22 protein-coding genes are annotated in these 21,881 nt (G+C 67.7%); 11 read left to right on the forward strand and 11 right to left on the reverse strand.

Going from position 1 to position 21,881, the window contains the following annotated elements; all coding sequences use genetic code 11:
- On the reverse strand, positions 1-306 hold a 306-nt coding region (locus D0C15_RS24620), incomplete at its 3' end, for a hypothetical protein (protein ID WP_245976197.1).
- Complete coding sequence (mca, locus tag D0C15_RS24625) at positions 303-1,211, reverse strand: mycothiol conjugate amidase Mca (RefSeq protein ID WP_116049999.1); 909 nt, start codon at positions 1,209-1,211, stop codon at positions 303-305. The genes mca and D0C15_RS24620, both read right to left, overlap by 4 nt.
- 136 nt (positions 1,212-1,347) lie before the next feature.
- Between mca and D0C15_RS24630 the strand changes: the two genes are divergently transcribed.
- The 5 genes from D0C15_RS24630 to D0C15_RS24650 all read left to right on the forward strand — a co-directional run bounded on the left by D0C15_RS24630 (position 1,348) and on the right by D0C15_RS24650 (position 6,660).
- Positions 1,348-1,794, forward strand: coding sequence for a DUF4307 domain-containing protein (locus tag D0C15_RS24630; RefSeq protein WP_116049882.1), 447 nt, complete (start codon positions 1,348-1,350; stop codon positions 1,792-1,794).
- Between the two features lie 197 nt (positions 1,795-1,991).
- Positions 1,992-2,489 carry a transcription elongation factor GreA gene (greA, locus tag D0C15_RS24635; protein WP_116049885.1) on the forward strand — a complete coding sequence of 166 codons (498 nt, stop codon included), beginning with the start codon at positions 1,992-1,994 and terminating at the stop codon, positions 2,487-2,489.
- A gap of 230 nt (positions 2,490-2,719) precedes the next feature.
- The gene (locus tag D0C15_RS24640) at positions 2,720-3,529 is read left to right on the forward strand and encodes an MBL fold metallo-hydrolase (RefSeq protein ID WP_116049888.1); all 810 of its coding nucleotides are present in this window, start codon (positions 2,720-2,722) and stop codon (positions 3,527-3,529) included.
- A gap of 128 nt (positions 3,530-3,657) precedes the next feature.
- Positions 3,658-6,198 carry a molybdopterin oxidoreductase family protein gene (locus tag D0C15_RS24645; RefSeq protein WP_116049890.1) on the forward strand — a complete coding sequence of 847 codons (2,541 nt, stop codon included), beginning with the start codon at positions 3,658-3,660 and terminating at the stop codon, positions 6,196-6,198.
- A 3-nt stretch (positions 6,199-6,201) separates the two neighbouring features.
- Positions 6,202-6,660 carry a hypothetical protein gene (locus tag D0C15_RS24650; protein WP_116049893.1) on the forward strand — a complete coding sequence of 153 codons (459 nt, stop codon included), beginning with the start codon at positions 6,202-6,204 and terminating at the stop codon, positions 6,658-6,660.
- A 27-nt stretch (positions 6,661-6,687) separates the two neighbouring features.
- Here D0C15_RS24650 and D0C15_RS24655 read toward each other — a convergent pair whose 3' ends face one another.
- On the reverse strand, positions 6,688-7,167 hold the full coding sequence (locus D0C15_RS24655; RefSeq protein WP_116049896.1) for an Lrp/AsnC family transcriptional regulator: 480 nt from the start codon (positions 7,165-7,167) through the stop codon (positions 6,688-6,690).
- A 153-nt stretch (positions 7,168-7,320) separates the two neighbouring features.
- On the opposite strand from D0C15_RS24655, the gene hppD reads away from it, so the two are divergent.
- Complete coding sequence (gene hppD / locus D0C15_RS24660) at positions 7,321-8,520, forward strand: 4-hydroxyphenylpyruvate dioxygenase (protein WP_116049898.1); 1,200 nt, start codon at positions 7,321-7,323, stop codon at positions 8,518-8,520.
- 96 nt (positions 8,521-8,616) lie between these two features.
- Here hppD and ilvA read toward each other — a convergent pair whose 3' ends face one another.
- On the reverse strand, positions 8,617-9,819 hold the full coding sequence (gene ilvA / locus D0C15_RS24665) for a threonine ammonia-lyase (RefSeq protein WP_116049900.1): 1,203 nt from the start codon (positions 9,817-9,819) through the stop codon (positions 8,617-8,619).
- A 95-nt stretch (positions 9,820-9,914) separates the two neighbouring features.
- Here ilvA and D0C15_RS24670 point away from each other — a divergent pair, with 95 nt between their 5' ends.
- Positions 9,915-10,202 (forward strand): hypothetical protein, encoded by a 288-nt coding sequence (locus D0C15_RS24670; RefSeq protein WP_116050002.1) that lies wholly within the window; start codon positions 9,915-9,917, stop codon positions 10,200-10,202.
- Positions 10,203-10,229: 27 nt separating this feature from the next.
- Here D0C15_RS24670 and D0C15_RS24675 read toward each other — a convergent pair whose 3' ends face one another.
- The 6 genes from D0C15_RS24675 to D0C15_RS24700 all read right to left on the reverse strand — a co-directional run bounded on the left by D0C15_RS24675 (position 10,230) and on the right by D0C15_RS24700 (position 16,256).
- Entirely contained in the window at positions 10,230-11,387 is a 1,158-nt protein-coding gene (locus D0C15_RS24675) for a cystathionine gamma-synthase (protein ID WP_116049903.1), read from the reverse strand.
- Positions 11,388-11,410: 23 nt separating this feature from the next.
- Positions 11,411-11,917 (reverse strand): hypothetical protein, encoded by a 507-nt coding sequence (locus tag D0C15_RS24680; protein ID WP_116049906.1) that lies wholly within the window; start codon positions 11,915-11,917, stop codon positions 11,411-11,413.
- Between the two features lie 6 nt (positions 11,918-11,923).
- Positions 11,924-12,424, reverse strand: coding sequence for a hypothetical protein (locus D0C15_RS24685; RefSeq protein WP_116049908.1), 501 nt, complete (start codon positions 12,422-12,424; stop codon positions 11,924-11,926).
- A gap of 92 nt (positions 12,425-12,516) precedes the next feature.
- Positions 12,517-13,116, reverse strand: a complete 600-nt coding sequence (locus D0C15_RS24690; RefSeq protein WP_211323314.1) for a hypothetical protein — start codon at positions 13,114-13,116, stop codon at positions 12,517-12,519.
- A gap of 142 nt (positions 13,117-13,258) precedes the next feature.
- A complete protein-coding gene (locus D0C15_RS24695; protein ID WP_116049911.1) occupies positions 13,259-14,731 on the reverse strand; it encodes a DUF4064 domain-containing protein in 1,473 nt (490 codons plus the stop codon).
- A 127-nt stretch (positions 14,732-14,858) separates the two neighbouring features.
- Positions 14,859-16,256, reverse strand: coding sequence for a cystathionine beta-synthase (locus tag D0C15_RS24700; RefSeq protein ID WP_116049914.1), 1,398 nt, complete (start codon positions 16,254-16,256; stop codon positions 14,859-14,861).
- A gap of 183 nt (positions 16,257-16,439) precedes the next feature.
- On the opposite strand from D0C15_RS24700, the gene D0C15_RS24705 reads away from it, so the two are divergent.
- Positions 16,440-17,660, forward strand: a complete 1,221-nt coding sequence (locus D0C15_RS24705; protein ID WP_116049917.1) for an acetyl-CoA C-acetyltransferase — start codon at positions 16,440-16,442, stop codon at positions 17,658-17,660.
- A gap of 167 nt (positions 17,661-17,827) precedes the next feature.
- Complete coding sequence (locus tag D0C15_RS24710) at positions 17,828-18,214, forward strand: hypothetical protein (protein ID WP_116049919.1); 387 nt, start codon at positions 17,828-17,830, stop codon at positions 18,212-18,214.
- Positions 18,215-18,366: 152 nt separating this feature from the next.
- Here the strand turns inward: D0C15_RS24710 and D0C15_RS24715 are convergent, their stop codons facing one another.
- Entirely contained in the window at positions 18,367-19,197 is an 831-nt protein-coding gene (locus D0C15_RS24715; protein WP_116049922.1) for a Bax inhibitor-1/YccA family protein, read from the reverse strand.
- Positions 19,198-19,558: 361 nt separating this feature from the next.
- On the opposite strand from D0C15_RS24715, the gene D0C15_RS24725 reads away from it, so the two are divergent.
- Together D0C15_RS24725 and D0C15_RS24730 are read left to right on the forward strand one after the other, a co-directional pair.
- On the forward strand, positions 19,559-21,112 hold the full coding sequence (locus tag D0C15_RS24725) for a SpaA isopeptide-forming pilin-related protein (RefSeq protein ID WP_116049927.1): 1,554 nt from the start codon (positions 19,559-19,561) through the stop codon (positions 21,110-21,112).
- Positions 21,113-21,115: 3 nt separating this feature from the next.
- The gene (locus D0C15_RS24730) at positions 21,116-21,856 is read left to right on the forward strand and encodes a class F sortase (protein WP_116049929.1); all 741 of its coding nucleotides are present in this window, start codon (positions 21,116-21,118) and stop codon (positions 21,854-21,856) included.
- Positions 21,857-21,881: the final 25 nt, after the last annotated feature.

The following is a 21,881-nucleotide window of genomic DNA, read 5'->3' on the forward strand; positions in this document are numbered from 1 at the left end:
GGTGGGGTCTTCGGGGGTGGCGTCGCCACTGGTGGCCGACTGGGCGGCCTCGTCCGACTCGCGGTTCGTCTCGGTCCGCGGCTCGTCGTTGTCGAAACTCGCGGGTACGCGCTTGAGGTGCTTGGTCATCGAACGCACGAGGAACGCCACCGCGATCAGGAACAGGATCAGCAACAGCAGGCCGACCGGCGAGGACTTACCGAAGTCCTGCCCCTGCCCGCCGCCCTCACCGTCGTCCTGCTGAGCGAGCAGCAGGGCACCGGTGGTGACCGGCGCGGCCGCGAAGGCCGGTAGCGCGAGGGTCATGTGTGCACCTTCTCCGTAATTCCCGCGAACAGATCATCCTCCGGAAGCGTGCTGTCCACCAGCGAACGGACCAGCTCGTACTCCTCGGTCGGCCACAGTGTGCGCTGCACCTCCAGCGGCACCGCGAACCACCTGCTGTTCGGGTCGATCTGCGTGGCGTGTGCCCTGAGGGCCTCGTCCCGCACGTCGAAGTACTCCCCGCACTCGACCCTCGTGGTCACCCGCTCCATGACGTCGGGCTTGTCGGGATCCCACTTCTCCAGCCACTCGCCGTAGGGCGACTCCATGCCAGCCTCGATCAACGCCTCGTGGAACGCCTGCATCCTGGCCCTGGAGAAGCCGTGCATGTAGTACAGCTTCAACGGCTGCCACGGATCGCCCGCCTCGGGGTAGCGATCCGGGTCCGCGGCCGCGTCGAACGCGGCCATGGAGACCTCGTGGCAGCGGATGTGGTCGGGGTGCGGGTAGCCGCCGTTCTCGTCGTAGGTGAGCACGACGTGTGGGCGGAACTCACGAATCGCCTGCACCAGCGGCCCGGTGGCCTCCTCGAGCGGAACGACGGCGAAACAGCCCTCGGGCAGCGGGGGCAGCGGATCACCCTCGGGCAGCCCGGAGTCGACGAATCCGAGCCAGCGGTGCTGAACACCGAGCAGCTTCGCGGCCCGTGCCATCTCCTCGCGGCGGATCTCGGTCATGTTCTCGTGCACGTCCGGACGATCCATCGCCGGGTTCAGCACACTGCCCGCCTCGCCTCCGGTGCAGGTCACGACCATGACCTCGTGCCCGTCGGCGACGTACCGCGCCATGGTGGCCGCGCCCTTGCTCGACTCGTCGTCCGGGTGCGCGTGCACCGCCATCAGCCGGAATCCCGAACTCGTACCCGTCTCTCCGCCAACTCCCGCCATCACCGGCATGGTCCCTTCTCGTCCGAACGGTTCGGACCCTCGCGGCCCCAGTTCCTCGCGTAAGCGGATACTCGTAGAGCGAGGTGTTTATTCCATTGTCCCCACCACCACGTCCTGACCGATCGGAGGCCCGGGTTTGAGCAACGGCCACACCGCCGCCCCAGGCGGCAATACCGTCCGGTCGGTTCCGGCGGGCCGGTACGGGCGGCCACGACGCCCGACCCCGCGCTGGCGGGTGTGGGTAATCGCGCTGATCGCCATTGTCGCCGGGTCGGTTGCCGCCTATGTGGGTTACAGCAACCTCGCGGCGGCCCCGATCGAAGCACAGCGGCTCAGCTTCGACGAGCTGCCGAACAATGCCATGGAGATCACCCTCGACGTGCGCAGGGATGACCCGCAACGCCCCGCGGTCTGCATCGTGCGGGTGCGTGCGCTCAACGGGACGGAGAGCGGCAGGCGAGAAGTCCTCGTTCCGCCCGGCGACACCGTGATCTCCGCTACCATCCAGAGCATCGGACGCCCGGTCACCGCCGACGTGTTCGGTTGCTCGTACGATGTGCCTGCCTACCTGTCAAGCCAATAGCGGCCAACGGGGTGAATGGTGCGGTCAGCGCCGGGAAATGGATTGCGCGTCCGGGCTTGACACCGCATATCGTGATATCCTGATCTACCGGCACGGCCCCTGGCGGGCCGTGTTTTTCCATATCTCTGCCGCGTTGGCACGCCACGCCCGCGCGGCAGCCGGCTTGTATACCCAAGACCGGCAGGCCCTAGGAGGAGATGGTGACCGTGAGCGACACCAAGGTGACCTGGTTGACCCAGGATGCCTACGACAGGCTCAAGCACGAGCTCGACGAGCTGATCGAGAATCGTCCGGTCATCGCTGCGAAGATCAACGACAGCCGGGAAGAGGGAGACCTCAAGGAGAACGGTGGCTACCACGCGGCCCGCGAGGAACAGGGCCAGCAGGAAGCCCGTATCCGGCACCTGCAGGAGCTGCTGCGCACCGCGAAGGTGGGCGAAGCGCCGGCGAATGACGGTGTCGCCGAACCCGGCATGGTTCTGACCGTGCGCTACGAAGGCGATGACGAGGACGAGCAGTTCTTGCTGGCGACCCGTGAAGAAGGTGCGGAAGGGGCGATGGAGGTCTACTCGCCCGACTCCCCGCTCGGCAAGGCCCTGCTCGGCGCCAAGGAGGGCGAGGCGCGTGAGTACGAGCTGCCCAACGGCAACAAGCAGAAGGTCACGCTCGTGAAGGCCGTGCCGTACAGCAGCTGAGCCTGCGGCCGAGCGGCCACCGTCTTTAGCGCCCGCCGAAGCCGCTGTATCCAGCGCTGAGGCAGCGATCCAGCGCCAGCGCGGCTGACGCGACAACGCGGACAACAGTTCGGGGCTCCCTGGTGCATTCGATGCACCGAGGGGCCCCGAACTGTGTGTATCCAGCTTCGTGAAGCGGTAAGTTGACGGATACGGGTTGTTGACGAGCGCGCTGAACTGGGGTTTCGACGATGGCTGAACACCTGCCCATCTGTGTGGCGTGTGGCACGCAGTACGCCAAGGCGCGGACCGACTGCCCGATCTGCACGGACGAGCGCCAGTACGTCCCCCGGAACGGACAGCAGTGGACCGATCTGGAGACGCTGCGCGCCGGGGACTACGCCGTGCGGACCGAGAAGCAGGGCGCGGGCATCATCGGCATCGGTTCCCAGCCCTCGTTCGCCATCGGACAGCGGGCGCTGCTCGTCCAGGCGGAGTCGGGCAACCTCCTGTGGGACTGTGTCGACTACCTCGACGACGACGTCGTGTCGGCCGTCAACGACCTCGGCGGCATCACCGGCATCGCCATCAGTCACCCGCACTACTACACGACGATGATCGACTGGAGTCGCGCCTTCGACGTGCCGGTCCACCTGCACGAGAACGACCGGCAGTGGGTCGGCCGTCCCGATCCGGCCATCGAGTTCTGGAGCGGCAGCACGAAACAGCTCGCGGCGGATCTGACGCTGATCAACCTCGGTGTCCACTTCGCGGGCGGGACCGTGCTGCACTGGCGTGACGGCGAACAGGGCAGGGGTGCGCTGCTGTCCGGCGATATCGTCCAGGTAATCCCGGATCGGACGCATGTGGGATTCATGTACAGCTACCCCAATCTGATTCCGGAACGGCCGAGCGTGGTTCGCGACGCCGCACGCATGCTGGAGCCGTACCGGTTCGACGCCATCTACGGCGCCTGGTGGGACGCCGTCGTCCCCGAGGACGGGCACGAGATCGTCCAGCGGTCCGCCCGGCGCTACCTGGACCACGTCTCGTCGTCCTAGACGGCCCCGAACGCCGCGCATGAGGGTGCGCACCTGTCTCCGGGGTGTTCCCGTTCGTGATCGAGGTTTGACCGAGCAGGAACGCCGGGTATCGCTTGGTCCATCGCCGACGGAGACCGGAGTGGGACATGTCTGATCGCATCGCCAACATCTGGGGCCAGCGAAATCCACATGCGCGGGACACGCCATGGCCGGTCCGGCTCGATCAGCATCTCGAGCAGGGCGTGGCGGAAGCCGACGTGCAGCGGTGGGTGCAGTCGGCGTGCGTGCTGTGCAGCAACGGGTGTGCCTGCGATATCGCCGTCAAGGACGGCCGGATGGTCGGGATCCGTGGCCGGGTGGACGACGTCGTCAATCACGGCAGACTCGGCCCGAAGGGCTTGTACAGCTCCTGGCAGTGGAACGGACGGGACCGGCTCACCCGGCCACTGGTCCGCGAGGGCGGGGAGCTGGTCGAGTCCGACTGGGACACCGCCATGGATCGGATCGTGCGTCGCTCGCGGCAACTGCTCGACGACGTCGGCCCCTCATCGCACGGCTTCTACACCAGCGGCCAGTTGTTTCTCGAGGAGTACTACACGCTCGCCGTCATCGGAAAAGCCGGCCTCGGCACGCCGCATATGGACGGCAACACCCGATTGTGTACGGCCACGGCCGCCGCGGCGATGAAGGAAAGCTTCGGCTCCGACGGCCAGCCCGGTAGCTACACCGACATCGATTCCTGTGACGCGATCTTCCTGTTCGGACACAACATGGCCGAAACGCAGACCGTGTTGTGGATGCGGATCCTGGACCGGCTGCACGGGCCGGACCGGCCAAAGATCGTCGTGGTCGACCCGAGACTGACCAAGGTGGCGGAGGCCGCGATCGACTCGGGGGGCGTTCACCTCGCGCCGCTGCCCGGTACGAACCTGGCGTTGATGAACGGCTTGGTGCAGCAGCTCATCGAGCAAGGATGGGTCGACGAGGAGTACGTCTCGGCCCACACGCTGGGCTTCGACGAGCTCGCGCGCACGGTCGAGTCCTGTACTCCGGAAGCGGTCGGCGAGATCTGCCAGGTCCCAGCAGCGGACATTCGCCGGGCAGCCGAGATCTTCGGTACGTCCGGGCGCGTGCTGTCGACCGTTCTGCAGGGCTTCTATCAGTCCCATCAGGCCACTGCGGCCTCCTGCCAGGTGAACAACCTGCACCTGCTGCGCGGACTGATCGGGCGTCCCGGCTGCGGCGTGCTGCAGATGAACGGGCAGCCGACCGCCCAGAACACCCGAGAGTGCGGCGCCGACGGCGATCTGCCCGGGTTCCGCAACTGGGACAATCAGGACCATATCGACCAGCTGGCCGAACTGTGGAACGTGGACCCGCTCGTCATTCCGCACTGGGCGCCGCCGACCCACGCGATGCAGATCTGGCGCTACGCCGAGCAGGGATCGATCAACTTCCTGTGGATCTCGGCGACCAACCCCGCGGTGTCGATGCCCGAACTCCCGCGTATCCGGGAAATACTCCGGCGTGAGGACCTGTTCGTGGTCGTGCAGGACGGCTTCCGCAACGAGACCGCCGAATTCGCCGACGTGGTGCTGCCCGCGGCGCTCTGGGGAGAGAAGCAGGGCACCTTCACCAATGTCAACCGCACCGTGCACCTGTCGGACAAGGCGGTCGATCCACCCGGCGAGGCTCGCAGCGATCTCGACATCTTCCTCGACTACGCCCGGCGCATGGACCTGCGCGATCGCGACGGGGAACCGATCATCAAGTGGAGTGGTCCCGAAGACGCGTTCGAGGCGTGGAAGGCATGTACTCGAGGCCGGTTGTGCGACTACACCGGCCTTTCCTACGAAAAGCTCCGCGGTGGCAGCGGAATTCCCTGGCCCTGTAATGAGGACCATCCCGAAGGCAGCGACCGGCTGTACGCCGACGGCGTGTTCCCCACTGCTCCCGAGGTGTGTGAGAGCTTCGGGCACGATCTGCTGACCGGCGGTGTGATCCCACCGATGAAGTACCGCGCGTCACAACCGGATGGACGGGCTTTCCTCAGGGCCGCCGAGTACACGGCGTTGCCGGAAGGCCCGAGCGAGGATTACCCGTACGTCTGCACCACCGGGCGCACGGTCTACCACTTCCACACCCGCACGAAGACCGGCCGCTCCCGGCAGCTTCGCAACGCCGCTCCGGGGCCGTGGGTGGAACTCTCACCTGGCGACGCCGCGGCTCTGGGCGTCGCCGAGGGTGATCTGGTTCGCGTCGAATCCCGTCGTGGGGCCATGGAGGCACCCGCGAGGGTCGGTCGTGGCATCGACGGCACGGTTTTCCTCCCGTTCCACTATGGATACTGGGACTCGACCGGTACCGGCGGCCCGGATGGCGGGCAGCCGCGCGCGGCGAACGAACTGACGCAGACCGAATGGGATCCGGTATCCAAACAACCGTTGTTCAAGGTGTCCGCCGTCCGGGTCACGAAGCTCGCCCCAGGCCACGGTCCCGCTCCGGCGCCCACCACGACCGCGTCCGCCCCGCACGACCCGGCCGGTGCACCGCCCACCCGTGGAGATCAGGACGCTGAAACGCGGGAGGAGCCCGAGGCGGCCGCCCCGCCTGCCCCGGTACCCAGTCCGGAGCACAGTCCCGGCATACCGGCCCCGGTGTTGCCGCGAGCCGCGAGGAAGGGCTGAACCATGCACCTGCCTACCTATGTCGGCTTGCTCGACTCCTCGCTGCGCACCCTTGCCGACGCTTTTCGTCAGGTCAGCGAGGGACACGGCGAGGAGCCCGACGTCCACCACCTCTGCAACGTTCTCGCCGGACGGATCGACGGGCAGGTGGAAACGCTGGCCCCGATAGTGCGGCGCTACGGTGAGAAACGCGAGCAGGAGCCCGAACAACTGTATGCGGCCGGACTGCGAAACACCCGCAGTGGCGGCCTCGGACTGTTGCGGGACCTGCAGGACCTGTACATGCTGAGCTCGTTCGTGGAAATGACCTGGACGGTCGTCGGACAGGCGGCGCAGGGTCTTCGCGACAGGGAACTCCTGCACATCGTGCACTCGTGCGACGAGGAAACCTCACGGCAACTGCAGTGGTTACGGACCCGGATCAAGCAAGCAGCCCCGCAGGCCCTCATCGCCGCCAAGTAGGCCAGTCGCGGCAACTGAACCCTTCGATCAGTTCGAGTCCTGCGCGGTCCGCTCCAGCAGTGGCCGCACCCGCGGCGGTACCGGCGTGGAGAGCGCGATCGACGTCGAGGTACGACGTACGTCCGGCACGCCGACGACCTCGTCGATGACCCGCTGCAGGTCGTCGTTGGAACGCGCGACCATGCGCACGAACAGATCTCCCTGTCCGGTGGTGGCGTGCACCTCGCACACCTCGTCGATGGCGGCGAGTGCCTCGGCCACCTCGGCGCGCCTGCCCTGGGCGATCTCGAGCACCGCGAACGCGGTCAGCCCGTAGCCCATGGCGGCGAGGTCGAGGGCGGGCGGGAACCCGTCCAGGATCCCGCGCTCGGTGAGCCGGTCCAGCCGTGCCTGCACGGTGCCCCGCGCGACACCGAGTCTGCGAGCGCATTCGAGCACGCCGAGCCGCGGAACATCGGTGAGCAGCAGGAGCAGGCGCGCGTCGAGCGCGTCCAGTGCCTCTTCCACGGTTACGCCTCCGTCTACACAGACTGTCCAGAAGAACCGGCCGCAACGCAGCCTCACTGGGCAGATTGTCCAATGAAATCCGGCTCTATTGCTCATCTTGCCTTACCGGCGCATCCTTCGGCTACCGCAGTTCCACCACCGGAGGAAGCCGATATGACACACACGATCGACCCGAAGGGCCCACTCGACGACGTCAGCTACGACCAGCTGCGCCAGCTCGTCGGACTCGTCGACCACGACGCATCGGCCGACCCGTTCCCGGTCAGGGCATTGGACGCAGTGGTGTTCATCGCGGGCAACGCCACCCAGACGGCCTGGTTCTACCAGGTCGCCTTCGGCATGCAGCTCGTCGCCTACTCGGGACCCGAGACCGGCAACCCCGACCACAAATCGTTCGTGCTGAAGTCCGGCTCCGCGCGCTTCGTCATCACCGGAGGCGTTCGCCCGGACTCCCCGCTGCTCGACCACCACCGCAGGCACGGCGACGGCGTGATCGACCTCGCGCTGGAGGTCACCGACGTGGACAAGTGCATCGACCACGCGCGCGCCCAGGGCGCCACGGTCCTGGAGGAGCCGCACGACGTCTCCGACGAGCACGGCACGGTGCGCAGGGCCGCCATCGCCACCTACGGCGACACCCGCCACACGCTGATCGACCGCTCCAGGTACGCGGGTCCGTACCTGCCGGGTTACCAGGCACGGGAAAGTACGGTCCGGCGCCCGGAGGGCGCACCGAAGCGCCTCTTCCAGGCCGTCGACCACTGCGTCGGCAACGTCGAACTCGGCAAGATGGACTACTGGGTGGACTGGTACCACCGCGTGATGGGCTTCGTGAACATGGCGGAGTTCGTCGGCGACGACATCGCCACCGACTACTCGGCGTTGATGAGCAAGGTGGTGTCCAACGGCAACCACCGGGTGAAGTTCCCCCTGAACGAACCGGCGATCGCGAAGAAGAAGTCACAGATCGACGAGTACCTGGAGTTCTACGGCGGACCAGGCTGCCAGCACATCGCGCTGGCGACCGGCGACATCCTCGCCACTGTCACCGCGATGCGCGCGGCGGGCATCGAGTTCCTGCAGGTCCCGGACTCCTACTACGACGATCCCGAGCTGCGCAAGCGGATCGGCGAGGTCCGGGTGCCGATCGAGACGCTCAAGGAGCACCGGATCCTGGTGGACCGCGACGAGGACGGCTACCTGCTGCAGATCTTCACCAAGCCGATCGGCGACCGTCCCACGGTGTTCTACGAGCTGATCGAGCGGCACGGCTCGCTCGGCTTCGGCATCGGCAACTTCAAGGCGCTGTTCCAGGCGATCGAGCGCGAGCAGGAGCGCCGCGGCAACCTCTGAGGCGGCTCGTGGGAGTACCCCAATGCCACATTGGGGACGTTGAACGTCCCCAATGTGGCATTGGGGACATCCTCCGCGCCCCGAAGCGCCCGTTGTCTACACCACGGTGAACCCGCTTCGCTGCAGCTCGGCCGCGACCTCCTCGCAATGCTCGGGGCCACGGGTCTCGAGGTTGAGCGCGACCTCGACCTCACCGAGCGCGAGCCGGCCGGAGATCCGCGAGTGCTCGACGTCGAGCACGTTCGCCCCGAGCTCGCTCACCCTCGACAGGACACCCGCCAGCGACCCGGGCCGATCCGGCACCAGCAGCCGCAGCTTCAGATAGCGGCCGCCCGCCGTCATCCCGTGCTGGATGATCTGCAACAGCAGCAAGGGATCCACGTTGCCGCCGGAAAGCACGGCGACGACCGGGGCCCGGAACCTGCCCCCGTGCTCGAGCAGCGCCGCGACAGCGGCGGCCCCAGCGGGTTCCACCACTAGCTTGCGCCGTTCCAGACACAGCAACACCGCGCGGGAAAGCGACTCCTCGGTCACCGTGACGACGTCGTCCACAAGCGCGGAAACATGGGCGAAACTCACCGGGCCCGGCTGGCCGACCGCGATCCCGTCGGCCATCGTGTGCATTTCCGGCAGCCGCACCGGCTCGCCCGCCTTGAGCGAAGCGGGATACGCCGCCGCGGTCTCGGCCTGCACACCGACCACCTGCACGTCCGGTTTCAGCGCCTTCAACGCGCACCCGACACCGCCGACGAGCCCTCCGCCGCCGGTGGCGACGAGCACGGTCGCCACGTCGGGCACCTGCTCGAGGATCTCCAGGCCGACGGTGCCCTGACCGGCGATGATGTCCGGGTGGTCGAACGGGTGGATGAACACCGCGCCGGTACGTTCGGCGAACGCGATCGCCTCGTCCAGCGTCTCCTCGATCACCTCACCATGCAGGTGTACGTCGGCCCCGTATCCCCTGGTCGCGGCGAGTTTGGGCAGCGGCGCACGCTGTGGCATGAACACGGTCGCCTTCGCGCCGAGCAGTCGCGCGGCGAGCGCCACTCCCTGCGCGTGGTTGCCCGCGCTGGCGGCCACCACACCGCGAGCACGTTCCTCATCACTCAGGCCGTGAATTCGGGTGTACGCACCCCTGATTTTGAAAGAACCTGTCCGCTGGAGGTTCTCGCACTTGAGATACACCGATCCACCATGCAGTTTTTGCAGGTCACGGGCGTGTTCCATGGGCGTGTGGCGGATTACGCCATCGAGCAGGCCCCTGGCTTCCCAGATGCGGTCGACACTGACGAGTTGCATGAACGCCGATGATGCCACCAGTGCGACTGGGGACGTAATGCCACCGTGAACCAGGTACTCTGGTGCCGAACTCGACGATCGACCGGGGAGACAGCATGGCAGGCGCGACCACGTCGGGCACAGCGCGCGGACTCCGCGCCACCCGAGCGGCGGGCGCACTTCCGCTGATCGCCGGGGTCGCCTCCGCGCTGGCGCTGACCGGCGCCGCTTTCTACACCGTCGAGTACGCGGGGTGCGGCGAACCGGGGCAGTACATCCGCCATGACAGCCACATCGAACTCGTCGGCAGCTGTGTGGACGGCGCGAAGCTGCCAGCCGTCGACCCGACCCGGAATCAGCGCGGCCCCGCGGACGTCGCGGGCACCAGCAACTACCGCCCCTGACCCAACCGCAGCCCTGGCCGGATGGCCCTAGCCAAGGGCCGTCGACAGATCGGCGATCAGGTCCCGCACGTCCTCGATCCCCACGGACAGGCGCAGCAGTTCCGCCGGGACCTGCAGCAGCGAGCCGGCGACGCTCGCATGCGTCATCCGGCCGGGGTGCTCGATGAGTGACTCGATGCCGCCAAGCGATTCGGCCAGGATGAACAGTTCCGTTCCCGCCGCGGCATCAAGGGCCGCCTGCTCCCCGTCGACGTGGGTGAACGAGACCATGCCGCCGAATCGGCGCATCTGTTTCGCGGCCACCTCGTGGCCCGGATGGCCGGCGCGGCCGGGGTAGTAGACCTCGCCGACCTTGGGGTGCTCGACCAGCATCTCCACGATCCGCTCGGCGTTGTCGCAGTGGCGTTCCATCCGCACCCCGAGCGTCTTCAGCCCACGCAGGGTCAGCCACGCGTCGAAGGCACCGGGCACCGCACCGGAGGCGTTGCGCAGGAAGAACAACTGCTCGCGCAGCTCGTCGGAGTCGGTGACCACGGCGCCACCAACGACATCGGAGTGCCCGCCCAGGTACTTGGTGGTGGAGTGCAGCACCACGTCCGCGCCGAGTGCAAGCGGGTTCTGCAGGTATGGCGTGGCGAAGGTGTTGTCGACGATCAGCTTGGCGCCACCCGCCTGCGCGACCTCGGCGAGCTTGGCGATGTCGGCGATGCCGAGCAGGGGGTTGGTCGGCGTCTCGCACCAGACCAGCTTCGTCTCGGGACGAATCGCTGCCCGCACCTCGTCCACATCGGACAGATGCGCCACATCGTAGGAGATACCCCACGAGGTCAGCACCTTGTCGATCAACCGGAACGTGCCGCCGTAGACGTCGTTGCCGAGCACGAGATGGTCGCCGGGACGCAGCGTCGCCCGCAGCACCGCGTCACTGGCGGCCATACCGGAGGCGTACGCCAGCGCGTGCCTGCCACCCTCCAGCGCGGCCAGCGCCTCCTCCAGTGCGGTGCGCGTGGGATTGGCCGTGCGGGAGTACTCGTAGTCACCCTCTCGAGTGGCTCCGACACTGTCCTGCGCATACGTGGAAGTCTGGTAAATCGGCACGATGACCGCACCGGTACGCGGGTCAGGCTCCTGACCAGCATGAATAGCGCGAGTTTCGAAACCAAACCTGGCGGGATCGTGAACCATGACCCCACCCTACGACCGTTGCCTCACCAACCGTGGGCCGGATACCCGAGGCAGGGGTCCGGCTCCTCGACCCACCGGGCGGTCGACGGCGCCAATGCCAGGGCCAGGGTGATCGCCGCGGGCACGACCACGATCAGCAGCGCGAGCAGGCCACCGACCAGCCCCACCCCCACGAAACCGACGAATGCCAGGTCCATCAGCGACAACGTCGCGGTGAGCGCGTACAACACGAGCGCTGCCGAAGCACCCGCGACAACGAAGGTACGTCCCTTGCGCCGTTGCCGGAGCAGCAGGACCGCACCGCAGATGAGTACGGCGGCCAGCGCGAGATTCAGCGCGAACCCGACGAGCAGGCTGAACACCGAGACCCGCCCCTCGACAAGGTTCAGCACGTTGCCCGCCACGCCGCCGAGGTGCCAAACACCGCCGACAATGGCCAGTGCGGCCGCGAAGAACGCCGTCGCGCTCCGTTCCTCCGGCAGGTCGTACTCGAAGTCGGGATACGACGTGTCCTGTCCGCGATCGTCCATCGCGGATCACCAACCGAACGGGCGAACGCCCTGCCGAGGGTCGGGTTGGGGCTGGTACCCGTGTTGATGGTGCGGGAACCGCGGGACCGGCTGGTTCAGCCACCGCGAAGTGGCAGGCAACAGGACGAGAACGACGGTGGCGATCGCGGGGATCGCGGGTAGCAGCACCAGCACGCCGGGCAAGACACCCCGTGCGACCAGGTGTGGAATTCCGTTGAGCCCCAGCACAAACGCGAGCAGGTACAACAGGACGGCGATCGCGGAGCCCGTGATCAGCAGAGCCCTACCTGCGGATTTTCTGCCGAACACCAGGGCGGCGCCCAACGACAACAGAACGACAAGCACGAGATCGAACAACAGCGCCAGATTGCCGACCCAACTCAATCCGCCCTGGGCGGTTCCGATCAGACCGGTGATGGCTCCTGTTCCATGCCACACGGTGCCAAGCGCTGCGAGTGCGGCGCTGGTGATCGCCGTGGCGGCGGCGGGCCTGGGCTGCGGTGACATCGCCCCTGGCTGGAGCCGCGGATCAAATCCACCTGACACCGGATAGTGCTGGTACGACACTGCATGTCCCTCAGATCACGGCCGGAATGGCCTCACCACGCCGGCGGCTGCCCTCCCTGCTGCGACGGGTAGCCCTGTTGCGGAGCAGAGTAGCCGTGTTGCGGCCCGTAAACACCCGGGGGCGGCGGCTTATGCCTGAGATACCTGAATGTCGGCGGGACGGCGGCGAGCACCAGCACGACGGGCGAGAGCGCGATGGCGGCGGCCCGAGCGATAGCGGCATCGAACTCGAACTGGAAGACCAGCTCGAAGTACACGCCGTACTCGGAGCGGAAGAGCAGCGCGGGCTCGAGTAACGCCGAGGCCAGCGCCAGCAGCGCGCCGATGATCAACAGGATCGCCCCGGCCACGCTACGGAACAAGGTGACCATGGCCCCGAGCAGCAGCACGATGGCAGCACCGAAGTACATCCCGATGACGGTGAGTGCCTCGCCAGGGAGGTCACCGATGCTGACCCCCGAAGGAATGTCGATAAAGGTGTAAACCGGTAGGTAGCCGACCATGCCGCAGAGCGCCACACCGAGCAGGGCCGCGATGATCGCCGTGGCGCCGTTGGGGTTTCGGGGCGGAAGCTGGGGCGGGTAACCGAAATGCACGCCGGGTGGCGCCTGGTAACCGTAAGGATTGGTCACGACTCCCCAGGATGGTTCGCGGCAGCGATGAACGGCGCCCAGATTAACGGCCATCGGCGACAGCCGGGTGCGCTTCGCTGAACTCACCGCAAAAAGAAGATGCCCCCGGCCGACGACCGGGGGCACCTCGAAGTTCAGCGCATCACCACTGCTGCGGCGGCTGTCCCTGTTGACCAGGCTGGCCGTAACCGCCGGGCTGCTGTTGTCCGGGAGGCGGGCCACCGTAACCACCCGGCTGCCCGGGCTGCTGCGGGTAGCCCGGCTGGCCGAAACCACCGCTCGGCGGGTTCTGCCCACCGGGCTGGCCGAAACCACCAGGCTGACCGTAACCACCAGGCTGACCGTAACCGCCGGGCTGGCCGTAACCGCCGGGCTGCTGCTGTCCGGGAGGCGGGCCACCGTAACCACCCGGCTGCCCGGGCTGCTGTTGCCCCGGGGGCGGGAATCCGCCGGAGGGTGGGCCGTATCCGCCGGGAGGCGGGCCGAAACCGGCGTTCGGCGGACCGAAGCCGCCGGGACCGCCGTAACCACCGGGGCCACTCTGGTTCGAGCCGCCACCGAGGCCGACGAACTGCGCCGTCGCGGGAATCAGTCCGAGCACGCCGACCGCGATCGCGATGATGCCGAAAACCATGTACAGCGTCGGCGTACCGGCCGTGTCGACGTTGGCCTCACTCGGGAACGCGGTGAAGATCAGGATCGATCCGACGAGCATCAGGAGGCCACCGACCGCGGCCACGATGGGCGCGACCTTCCGCAATCCCGCGCCGAGTTTGCCTGCCAGCGCGATGCAGACCCCCGCCGCGAGCGTGGCCAACGAGCCGACCAGCACCAGACCGATGTAGAGGTACAGGGTTCCGGGGCTGGGGAAACCGAACTCGTCGAACTGGGCACGCTGGTCACCGGGCAGGCTGTTGAACCCGTCCGCGTACTCGCCAACGTCGACGAAATCCATGATCGAGAAGATCAGCGCGACGAGACCGAGCAGCGCGGTGACACCGCCCGCTATCCAGCCGAACAACTGCTTGTTGCCGCCACCACCGGAAGGTCCGCCGAACGGGGCCTGCGGCGGGGCACCGAACCCGCCCTGCTGCTGCCCGGGGTAAGGCGCACCGAAGCCGCCCTGCCCCTGCTGCGGATCGAAACCACCTGGCTGCCCGAACCCACCAGGCTGTTGGCCCGGCTGCGGCGCGCCGAACCCCTGTGGCTGACCGGGCTGCTGGCCTGGCTGCTGGCCGAAGCCACCTGGCTGCTGCCCGAAGCCGCCCTGCTGCGGGTTCATCGCGGCCGGGTTGTCGGCCGCGCTCGGCGGCGGCGCGTACGGGATCGACTGCGGCTGCTGGTCCGGCGGGACAAGCTGGGTGGACTCGGCTCCCCCGCCGGTGTCACCCTGCCCCGGGTGCACCACCTGTGTGGGCTCAGGACTGTCGCCGAACTGGTCGCCCTGCGACTGCGACTGGTCCTGCTGCTGGGGCTGCCCCGGCTGCACGACCTGGGTCGGCTCGGCTGAACCGAACGGGTTGTCCTGTTGCGGTTGAGGGCCACTGGGCGGGCCCTGCGGCGACGGCTGCTGCCCACCGCCCCAGGGCTGGTTAGGTGGCTGCGGAGCGCTCATGTGGGACTTGAACCCCCTTGACGAGGACCTTGTGTGATGGCTTGCGCACACGCTATCGGATAGCCCGCCGCAGCGTGCGTAACGCCCCGGTCAGGCCACACGATGGGTATGTTCCGCCCTGCCGCGGCTACTTGCCCGCCAGAAAGGCGAGCAGATCCTGACGGGTCACCACGCCCGCCGGCTTGCCGTCCTCCAGCACGAGAGCGCCGTCCGCGGTGGTCAGCGCCTTCATCGCGGAACTGACCTGCTCGCCTGCCCCGATCGTGGGCAGCGGTGCAGACATATGCCGGTCCAGCCGATCGGCGAGCTCAGCCTTTCCGGTGAACAACGCCTCGAGCAGATCCCGCTCGTTCACCGCGCCGACCACCTCCGCCGCCATCACCGGCGGTTCCGCGCTGACTACCGGCATCTGGCTGACACCGAACTCCCGCAGGATCGAAACGGCCTCGGCAACCGTCTCCGTGGGGTGGGTGTGCACCAGGTCCGGGATCGCCCCGGCGACGCTGCTCTTGCCGCGGAGCACGTCACCGACCGTCGCATGCGAGGAGTCCGGCGGCAGGAAGCCGTAGGAGGACATCCATGCGTCGTTGAAGACCTTGGTCAGGTATCCGCGACCACCGTCGGGCAGCAGCACGACGATCACCGCGTCCCGCTGTCCCTGCGCGGCGAGCCGCTCGGCGAGGCGAAGTGCGGCCGCGACCGCCATTCCGCACGAGCCGCCGACCAGCAGCCCCTCCTCACGGGCGAGCCTGCGGGTGAGGTCGAACGAGTCCGAGTCGGAGATCGCGATGATCTCGTCGGCGATGTCACGGTCATAGGTCTCCGGCCAGAAGTCCTCACCAACACCTTCGACGAGGTACGGACGTCCGGTTCCGCCGGAGTACACGGACCCCTCCGGGTCGGCTCCGACCACCTGAACGCGTCCGTCCGAAGCGTCCTTGAGGTACCGCCCCGTACCGCTGATCGTGCCTCCGGTGCCGACGCCGGTGACGAAGTGCGTCACCTTGCCGTCCGTCTGCTGCCAGATCTCCGGCCCGGTGGTGTGGTAATGGCTGGCGGGGTTCTCCGGGTTGGCGTACTGATTGGGCTTCCACGCGCCCTCGATCTCGCGCACCAGCCGGTCGGAGACGTTGTAGTAGGAGTCCGGGTGCTCCGGCGGAACCGCCGTCGGGCACACCACCACCTCGGCTCCGTAGGCCTTGAGCACGTTGCGCTTGTCCTCGCTGACCTTGTCCGGGCAGACGAAGACGCACTTGTATCCCTTGCGCTGCGCGACCATTGCCAGGCCGACCCCGGTGTTGCCGGAGGTGGGCTCGACGATGGTGCCGCCAGGCCGCAGTTCGCCGGAGCGCTCGGCGGCCTCCACCATGCGCAGGGCGATGCGATCCTTGACGCTGCCGCCCGGATTGACGTACTCGACCTTGGCCAGCACGAGCGGGCCTTCGCCGATTCCGGCTGTAACGGTGTTCAGTCGGACCAACGGGGTGTTGCCCACGAGGTCGACGACATGTTCGACGTAGTCCACGTGCTTAGCGTAACGGCGTCGTCCGGGGGACGTGTTTCGAATCGCGTTCCGGTTTGCCTGGAACGCCGGAGCGGGCAGGATGTGCTGAGCAACCGCTTAGCTACGTGTGCGTGTGCCACCGAGCGGAAACACTCGGACCACGAGCGCCAGCATGAGCAGAGCCGACCCGAAGGAGTGTCCGCAATGCCCGAAGCCGTGATCGTCTCCGCAGCCCGCTCGCCGATCGGCCGCGCAGGCAAGGGATCGCTGGTGAACATGCGCCCAGACGATCTCACCGCGCAGATGGTGCGGGCGGCACTGGACAAGGTGCCGCAGCTCGACCCGACGCAGATCGAAGACCTGATGCTGGGCTGTGGCCTGCCCGGCGGCGAGTCCGGGTTCAACATGGGGCGCGCGGTGGCCGTCGAGCTCGGCATGGACCACCTGCCCGGCTGCACGATCACCCGGTACTGCTCGTCGAGCCTGCAGACCACGCGCATGGCGCTGCACGCCATCAAGGCGGGCGAGGGGGACGTGTTCATTTCCGCGGGCGTGGAGACCGTCTCGCGCTTCGCCAAGGGCAGCTCCGACTCCTGGCCGGACACCCACAACCCGTTGTTCGCCGATGCCGAGGCCCGTACGGCCGCCACTGCCGAACAGGGTGGGGATTCCTGGACCGACCCACGGGAGAACGACCAGCTGCCCGACGTCTACATCGCGATGGGTCAGACCGCGGAGAACCTGGCGCGGCTGAAGAACGTCTCCCGCGAGGAGATGGACGAATTCGGGGTGCGCTCGCAGAACCTCGCCGAGAAGGCCATCGCCGACGGGTTCTGGGCGAAGGACATCACCCCGGTCACCCTGCCCGACGGCACGGTCGTGGCGCAGGACGACGGCCCGCGTGCCGGGGTCACCCTCGAAGGCGTGTCCGGGCTCAAGCCCGTGTTCCGCCCCGACGGCCGGGTCACCGCGGGCAACTGCTGCGCACTGAACGACGGCGCGGCAGCACTAGTGATCATGTCCGACACCAAGGCCAAGGAACTGGGCATCACCCCGCTGGCACGCGTGGTCTCCACCGGCGTCTCCGGTCTCTCGCCGGAAATCATGGGCTACGGCCCGGTCGAGGCGTCCACGCAGGCGCTGGAGCGCGCCGGAATGGGAATCGGCGACATCGACCTGGTCGAGATCAACGAGGCCTTCGCCGCACAGGTCATCCCGTCCTACAAGGACCTCGGCATCGACCTCGACCGGCTGAACGTCAACGGTGGAGCGATCGCCGTCGGCCACCCGTTCGGGATGACGGGCGCGCGCATCACGTCGACGTTGATCAACTCGATGCAGCACCACGACAAGCAGTTCGGCCTGGAGACCATGTGCGTCGGCGGCGGCCAGGGCATGGCCATGGTGCTCGAGCGCCTCAGCTGACACCAGCGCTCGGTGCGAGCGGGGTTCCAGGAGTTCCCCAATGTGGCATTCGGGAACTTCAACGTCCCCAATGTGGCATTGGGGACGTTCCCTGCCCGCACCGGGCGCGAGCTGGATGCCACCAACGGAGGCTGCCCGAGGGTGGCCTGCATCAATAGGGTGAGCACATGAGGTTCCTGCTGGCAGCCGTGTTCACGCTGGCCGGCGCCGCCGCCGCGGTGTTCGCCATGATCCGCCCGTGGCAGGACGGCCGTACGGCATCGGAGTTCGGCCTCGCCGGCCTCTTCGGTGACGCCGATGCCGGCAGCTCCGGATTCTTCACGTCCATCGCGTTCCTGCTGGCGCTGGCCATTGCCGCAGGCGTCATCGGCCTGCTGACCCGCCTCAGGCTGATTCTCGCGGTCGCGCTCGTGCTGTGCTTCTTGCCGACCGCACTGTGGGCACTCGAGCGGGCGGACGGGTTCACCATCGCAGGCGCCGAGTCCGGCCTCACCAACGCGGCGGCGGCTTGCGGCGCGTTTCTCGTCGCCATGCTGATGCTGCCCCGCCGATGAGCTGACAACCGCTACTCCAAGAAGCGCACACAGATGCTGGTGGGTGGCTCGTTGTAGGTGAGGCCGCCGTCGCCTCGAAAGAGTGACAACCGAACGCCGAAAGGGGCTTCCGGCCATTGGCCGGAAACCCCTTTCGCCTGAGCTGTTGTAGGTCAGTCGCTGTTCAGCGCCGCCAGCAGCCGGACCATTTCCAGGTACAGCCAGACCAGCGTGGTCATCAGGCCGAATGCGGCGAACCACGCCCACTTGGACGGCATGCCTTCGCGGATCATCTTGTCGGCCATGTCGAAATCGAGCAGCAGCATGAACGCCGCGATCCCGATGAACAGCAGGCTGACGCCGATGGCCAGCGGACCCGTTCCACGGATGCCGATGCCCTCACCGTTGAACATGCCGACAACGAGGTTCACCAACATCAGCATGGCCGCGCCCGCGGCCGCGCCGATGACCCACTTGGTCAGCCGGGGGGTCACCTTCACCGCACCGGTCTTGTAGACGACCAGCATCGCGACGAAGACGAGCGCGGTGCCGAGGATCGCCTGCATGGCGATGGGTTCACCAGGTGCGACCAAGGTCTGGAAGACACCCGTGAAGGCCCCGAGGAAGACACCCTCGGCGGCGGAGTAGGCCAGCGTCAGCGGCCCACTGGCCTTCTGCTTGAAGATGATGAACAACGAGAGGCCAAGGCCGACGAGCATGCCGATGATGAGCGCACCGAACACGCCACCCGTGGCTCCGGCCTCGAGCTGGCCCTGTGCCCAGATGGCTGTCGGCACCCCGGTCAGCAACGCTGTCCCGATGGAGGCACCGGTCTTCATGACGACGTCGTCGACCGTCATCGGACGGTCGGCGGAATCCGCGGGCGCCTGCGGTGCGCCGTAGCCCGGCACGCCGCCCTGCGGCTGGTTGAAGCCCGCGTACTGGCTGTGCGCCGCACCACCCGTCGGGAGGTTACGGAAAGCGGGGTTGCTTGAGGTACGCACCTGATCCTCCTGGATCTCCTGGCACTTGCATTGGGTTAAACGACCGCCCGTGCCGGCCGGTTCCCGTCGGTAAAGCCGACTTTACCCATATTGTCGATCGCGGACGTGAATGCGGTGGCCGGACCGCACCGACCGTTCGTCATACGTCAATCCCTTGGCCTATTGCCTGTTCACCGTGACTCGCGCGATGCTCACCTGCAGTGTCCGCGTCATTACCTGGGGCGCGTCGGGGGTCTTATCGATCGTGTGCCCTTTGACCTGGGCAAAGGACACAGACAGCAGGCCGTGATCGGCATCAGCCGAGGGCGCGACCGCCATCGGGGGCGACGGCGTGGCCACAGTACTAAGGAGTCAACAGGATATGCGGTGCACGACACACCCGGATGTCGCAGTGCGCGCGCCGCGCCGTTTGGTGGGGCTACTCACAGCGACCCTGCTCGGCGCGCTGTCTCTGGTCGCACTCGCGCAGCCCGCAGCCGCGGATCCGAAAGAGGGCATCGGCCACGAGGTCACCGGCCAGCCCTACAGGGACAGCGGCGGGGGTACCGACTGGCTCGGATCCTACGTAGTCAACGGTCAGCAGGTGTTCTGCGTCCAGTTCCAGTACAAGGCACCCGACACCGACGAGCAGTACGAGCCCGGTGACGAGCTGCTCACCAAGTGGGGCGACAAGCTCTCCGCGGACGTCGCGGCGAACATCTCCTACCTGCTGCTGCGCTACGGGGACACGAAGAGCGCCGACGAGGCAGCCGCCCTCGCTCACCTGCTGCACTCCTGGACGGCCGCACCCCGCGACGGCAAGAACGATCTCGACCCGAAGAAGGGGTTCAAGGAGATCGGGTACGACATCGACCTGCACTTCGACGGTCTGCCCGCGAAGGCGAAGGAGGCCGTCGAGCGGCTGCGGTCCGACGCCGAGGCCAACCGGGGCCCGTGGACGGCCGAGATCACCCCGCCCGAGGGTGAGCAACTGATCGGCAGCCCGGCCGAGTGGACGGTCGAGGTCAAGAACGCCAAGGGCGCCGGTGTGCCGGACGTGCCCGTCACCCTCACCTCCTCCGGCGCCACGCTGGAGGAGAAGGCCACCCCGGAGCCGGAAGAAGTCGCGAAAGCCTCGAAAGACGAGGAAGCCACGGAAGCCGCGGAAACAACCGAGAACTCCGAAGACGCCCAGGCCTCGGAGGCCGAGGAGAAGGCGAAGACAACCGAAACCACGGTCACCACCGGCAAGGACGGCACCGCGAGCGTCAGCCTGGTTCCCAACGGTGAGAAGCCGAAGCTGACCGCCGCGCTGTCCGCGCCGGCGGACCGGCCGTATGTGCAGTTCCCCGTCGACGGCGAGACCCAGCGAGTGGTCTCCACCGGCGGTGAGCAGGAACTGACCGCGGAGGCCACCACGATCGCCCGTACTCAGCCGGGCATCGTGCAGGTCACCAAGAAGAACTCCGAGACCGGAGCCGGCATCGCCGGCGTCTCCCTGCGGCTGACCGGGAAGGACAAGACCGCTCCGGCCGTCGGCCAGGACGGCGCTCCCCTCGCAGATTCCGAAGGCAAGCCGGTCGTCCTCAAGACCGACGACAGTGGTGTGGCGACCATCGAGAATCTGCGCACCCCGCAGGAGGTCTGCATCGTCGAGGTCAGCGCGCCGGCCGGATTCGATCAGGACTTCGACCCGGACAACCCGCCATCCGCCTGCGGCCAACTGGCACCGGGGGAAACCCTTGCCCTCGAACTCGCCAACGCGCCCAACGAGGTGCCGCGAACGATCCCCGCAGGCACCCAGCCCACGGTGATCGCGAGCACCGCGGGCACGTCCGGCCCGTCCACCGGAGCGTTGGCGGGTATCGGCGGCCTCGCCCTGCTCGGCACGGCGTTGGTCGGCTGGACGGCGCGCCGGCGGTTCGCTAAGCAGTAAGTCATGCCCGCACAGATTCTCCGGCGGCACGGGCCGGCCACCTCGTTCCTCGCGGGTGTGGCCAGCCTGCTCGTCGTCGAACTCGTCGTCGCGGGAGCGATGCTGCTGCCCGCCGAGGAGACCGTCGCGGGCACCGCAAGGCCCGCGGCCGTCGCACCGCAGGAACCGGCTGCGCAGGAAAAGCCCGCTCCGGCGGTCGAGGCGAAACCCGCTCCGGCCGCGGCGACCGAGGAGAAGCCGGCCGAGGAACCCGCCGAGAAGCCGAAGACACAACCGCCTCCCCCGGCCGCCCCGCCCCAGGGACAGCGGCCGAACACCATCCGGCTACCCGACGGCGGGACGGCGACGCTGGTGCGCAAGGAGATCGTCGGGCCGAACGCCGTGCTTCCCGTCCCGGAAAACCTCGGGGAGGCCACGTGGTGGGGCGCAGGCCTCGGCGCCGACGGTGGCGCGAGCGTCTTCGCCGGTCACGTGAACTGGCAGGGACGGATCGGCCCGTTCGCCGAACTCTGGCAGGCGCAGGTGAACGAGGAGGTCGTCGTCAAGGACGAGGCAGGCAAGGAGTGGAAGTACCGCGTCTCCCAGTTGGTCACCGTGCACAAGGACGAGCTGCCCGCCAAGGCCGACGAGCTGTTCAGCCAGGGCGGAGCACACCGGATCGTGCTGGTCACCTGTGGCGGACGCTGGCTGGGCGGCTCCACGGGCTACGCGGAGAACCGAATCGTGATCGCCGATCCGGCGTAGCCCTGCCTGCGGCGTTCCCAACAGG

The sequence above is a fragment of the Amycolatopsis palatopharyngis genome, assembly GCF_003385185.1.
Taxonomy (GTDB): Bacteria; Actinomycetota; Actinomycetes; order Mycobacteriales; family Pseudonocardiaceae; genus Amycolatopsis; species Amycolatopsis palatopharyngis.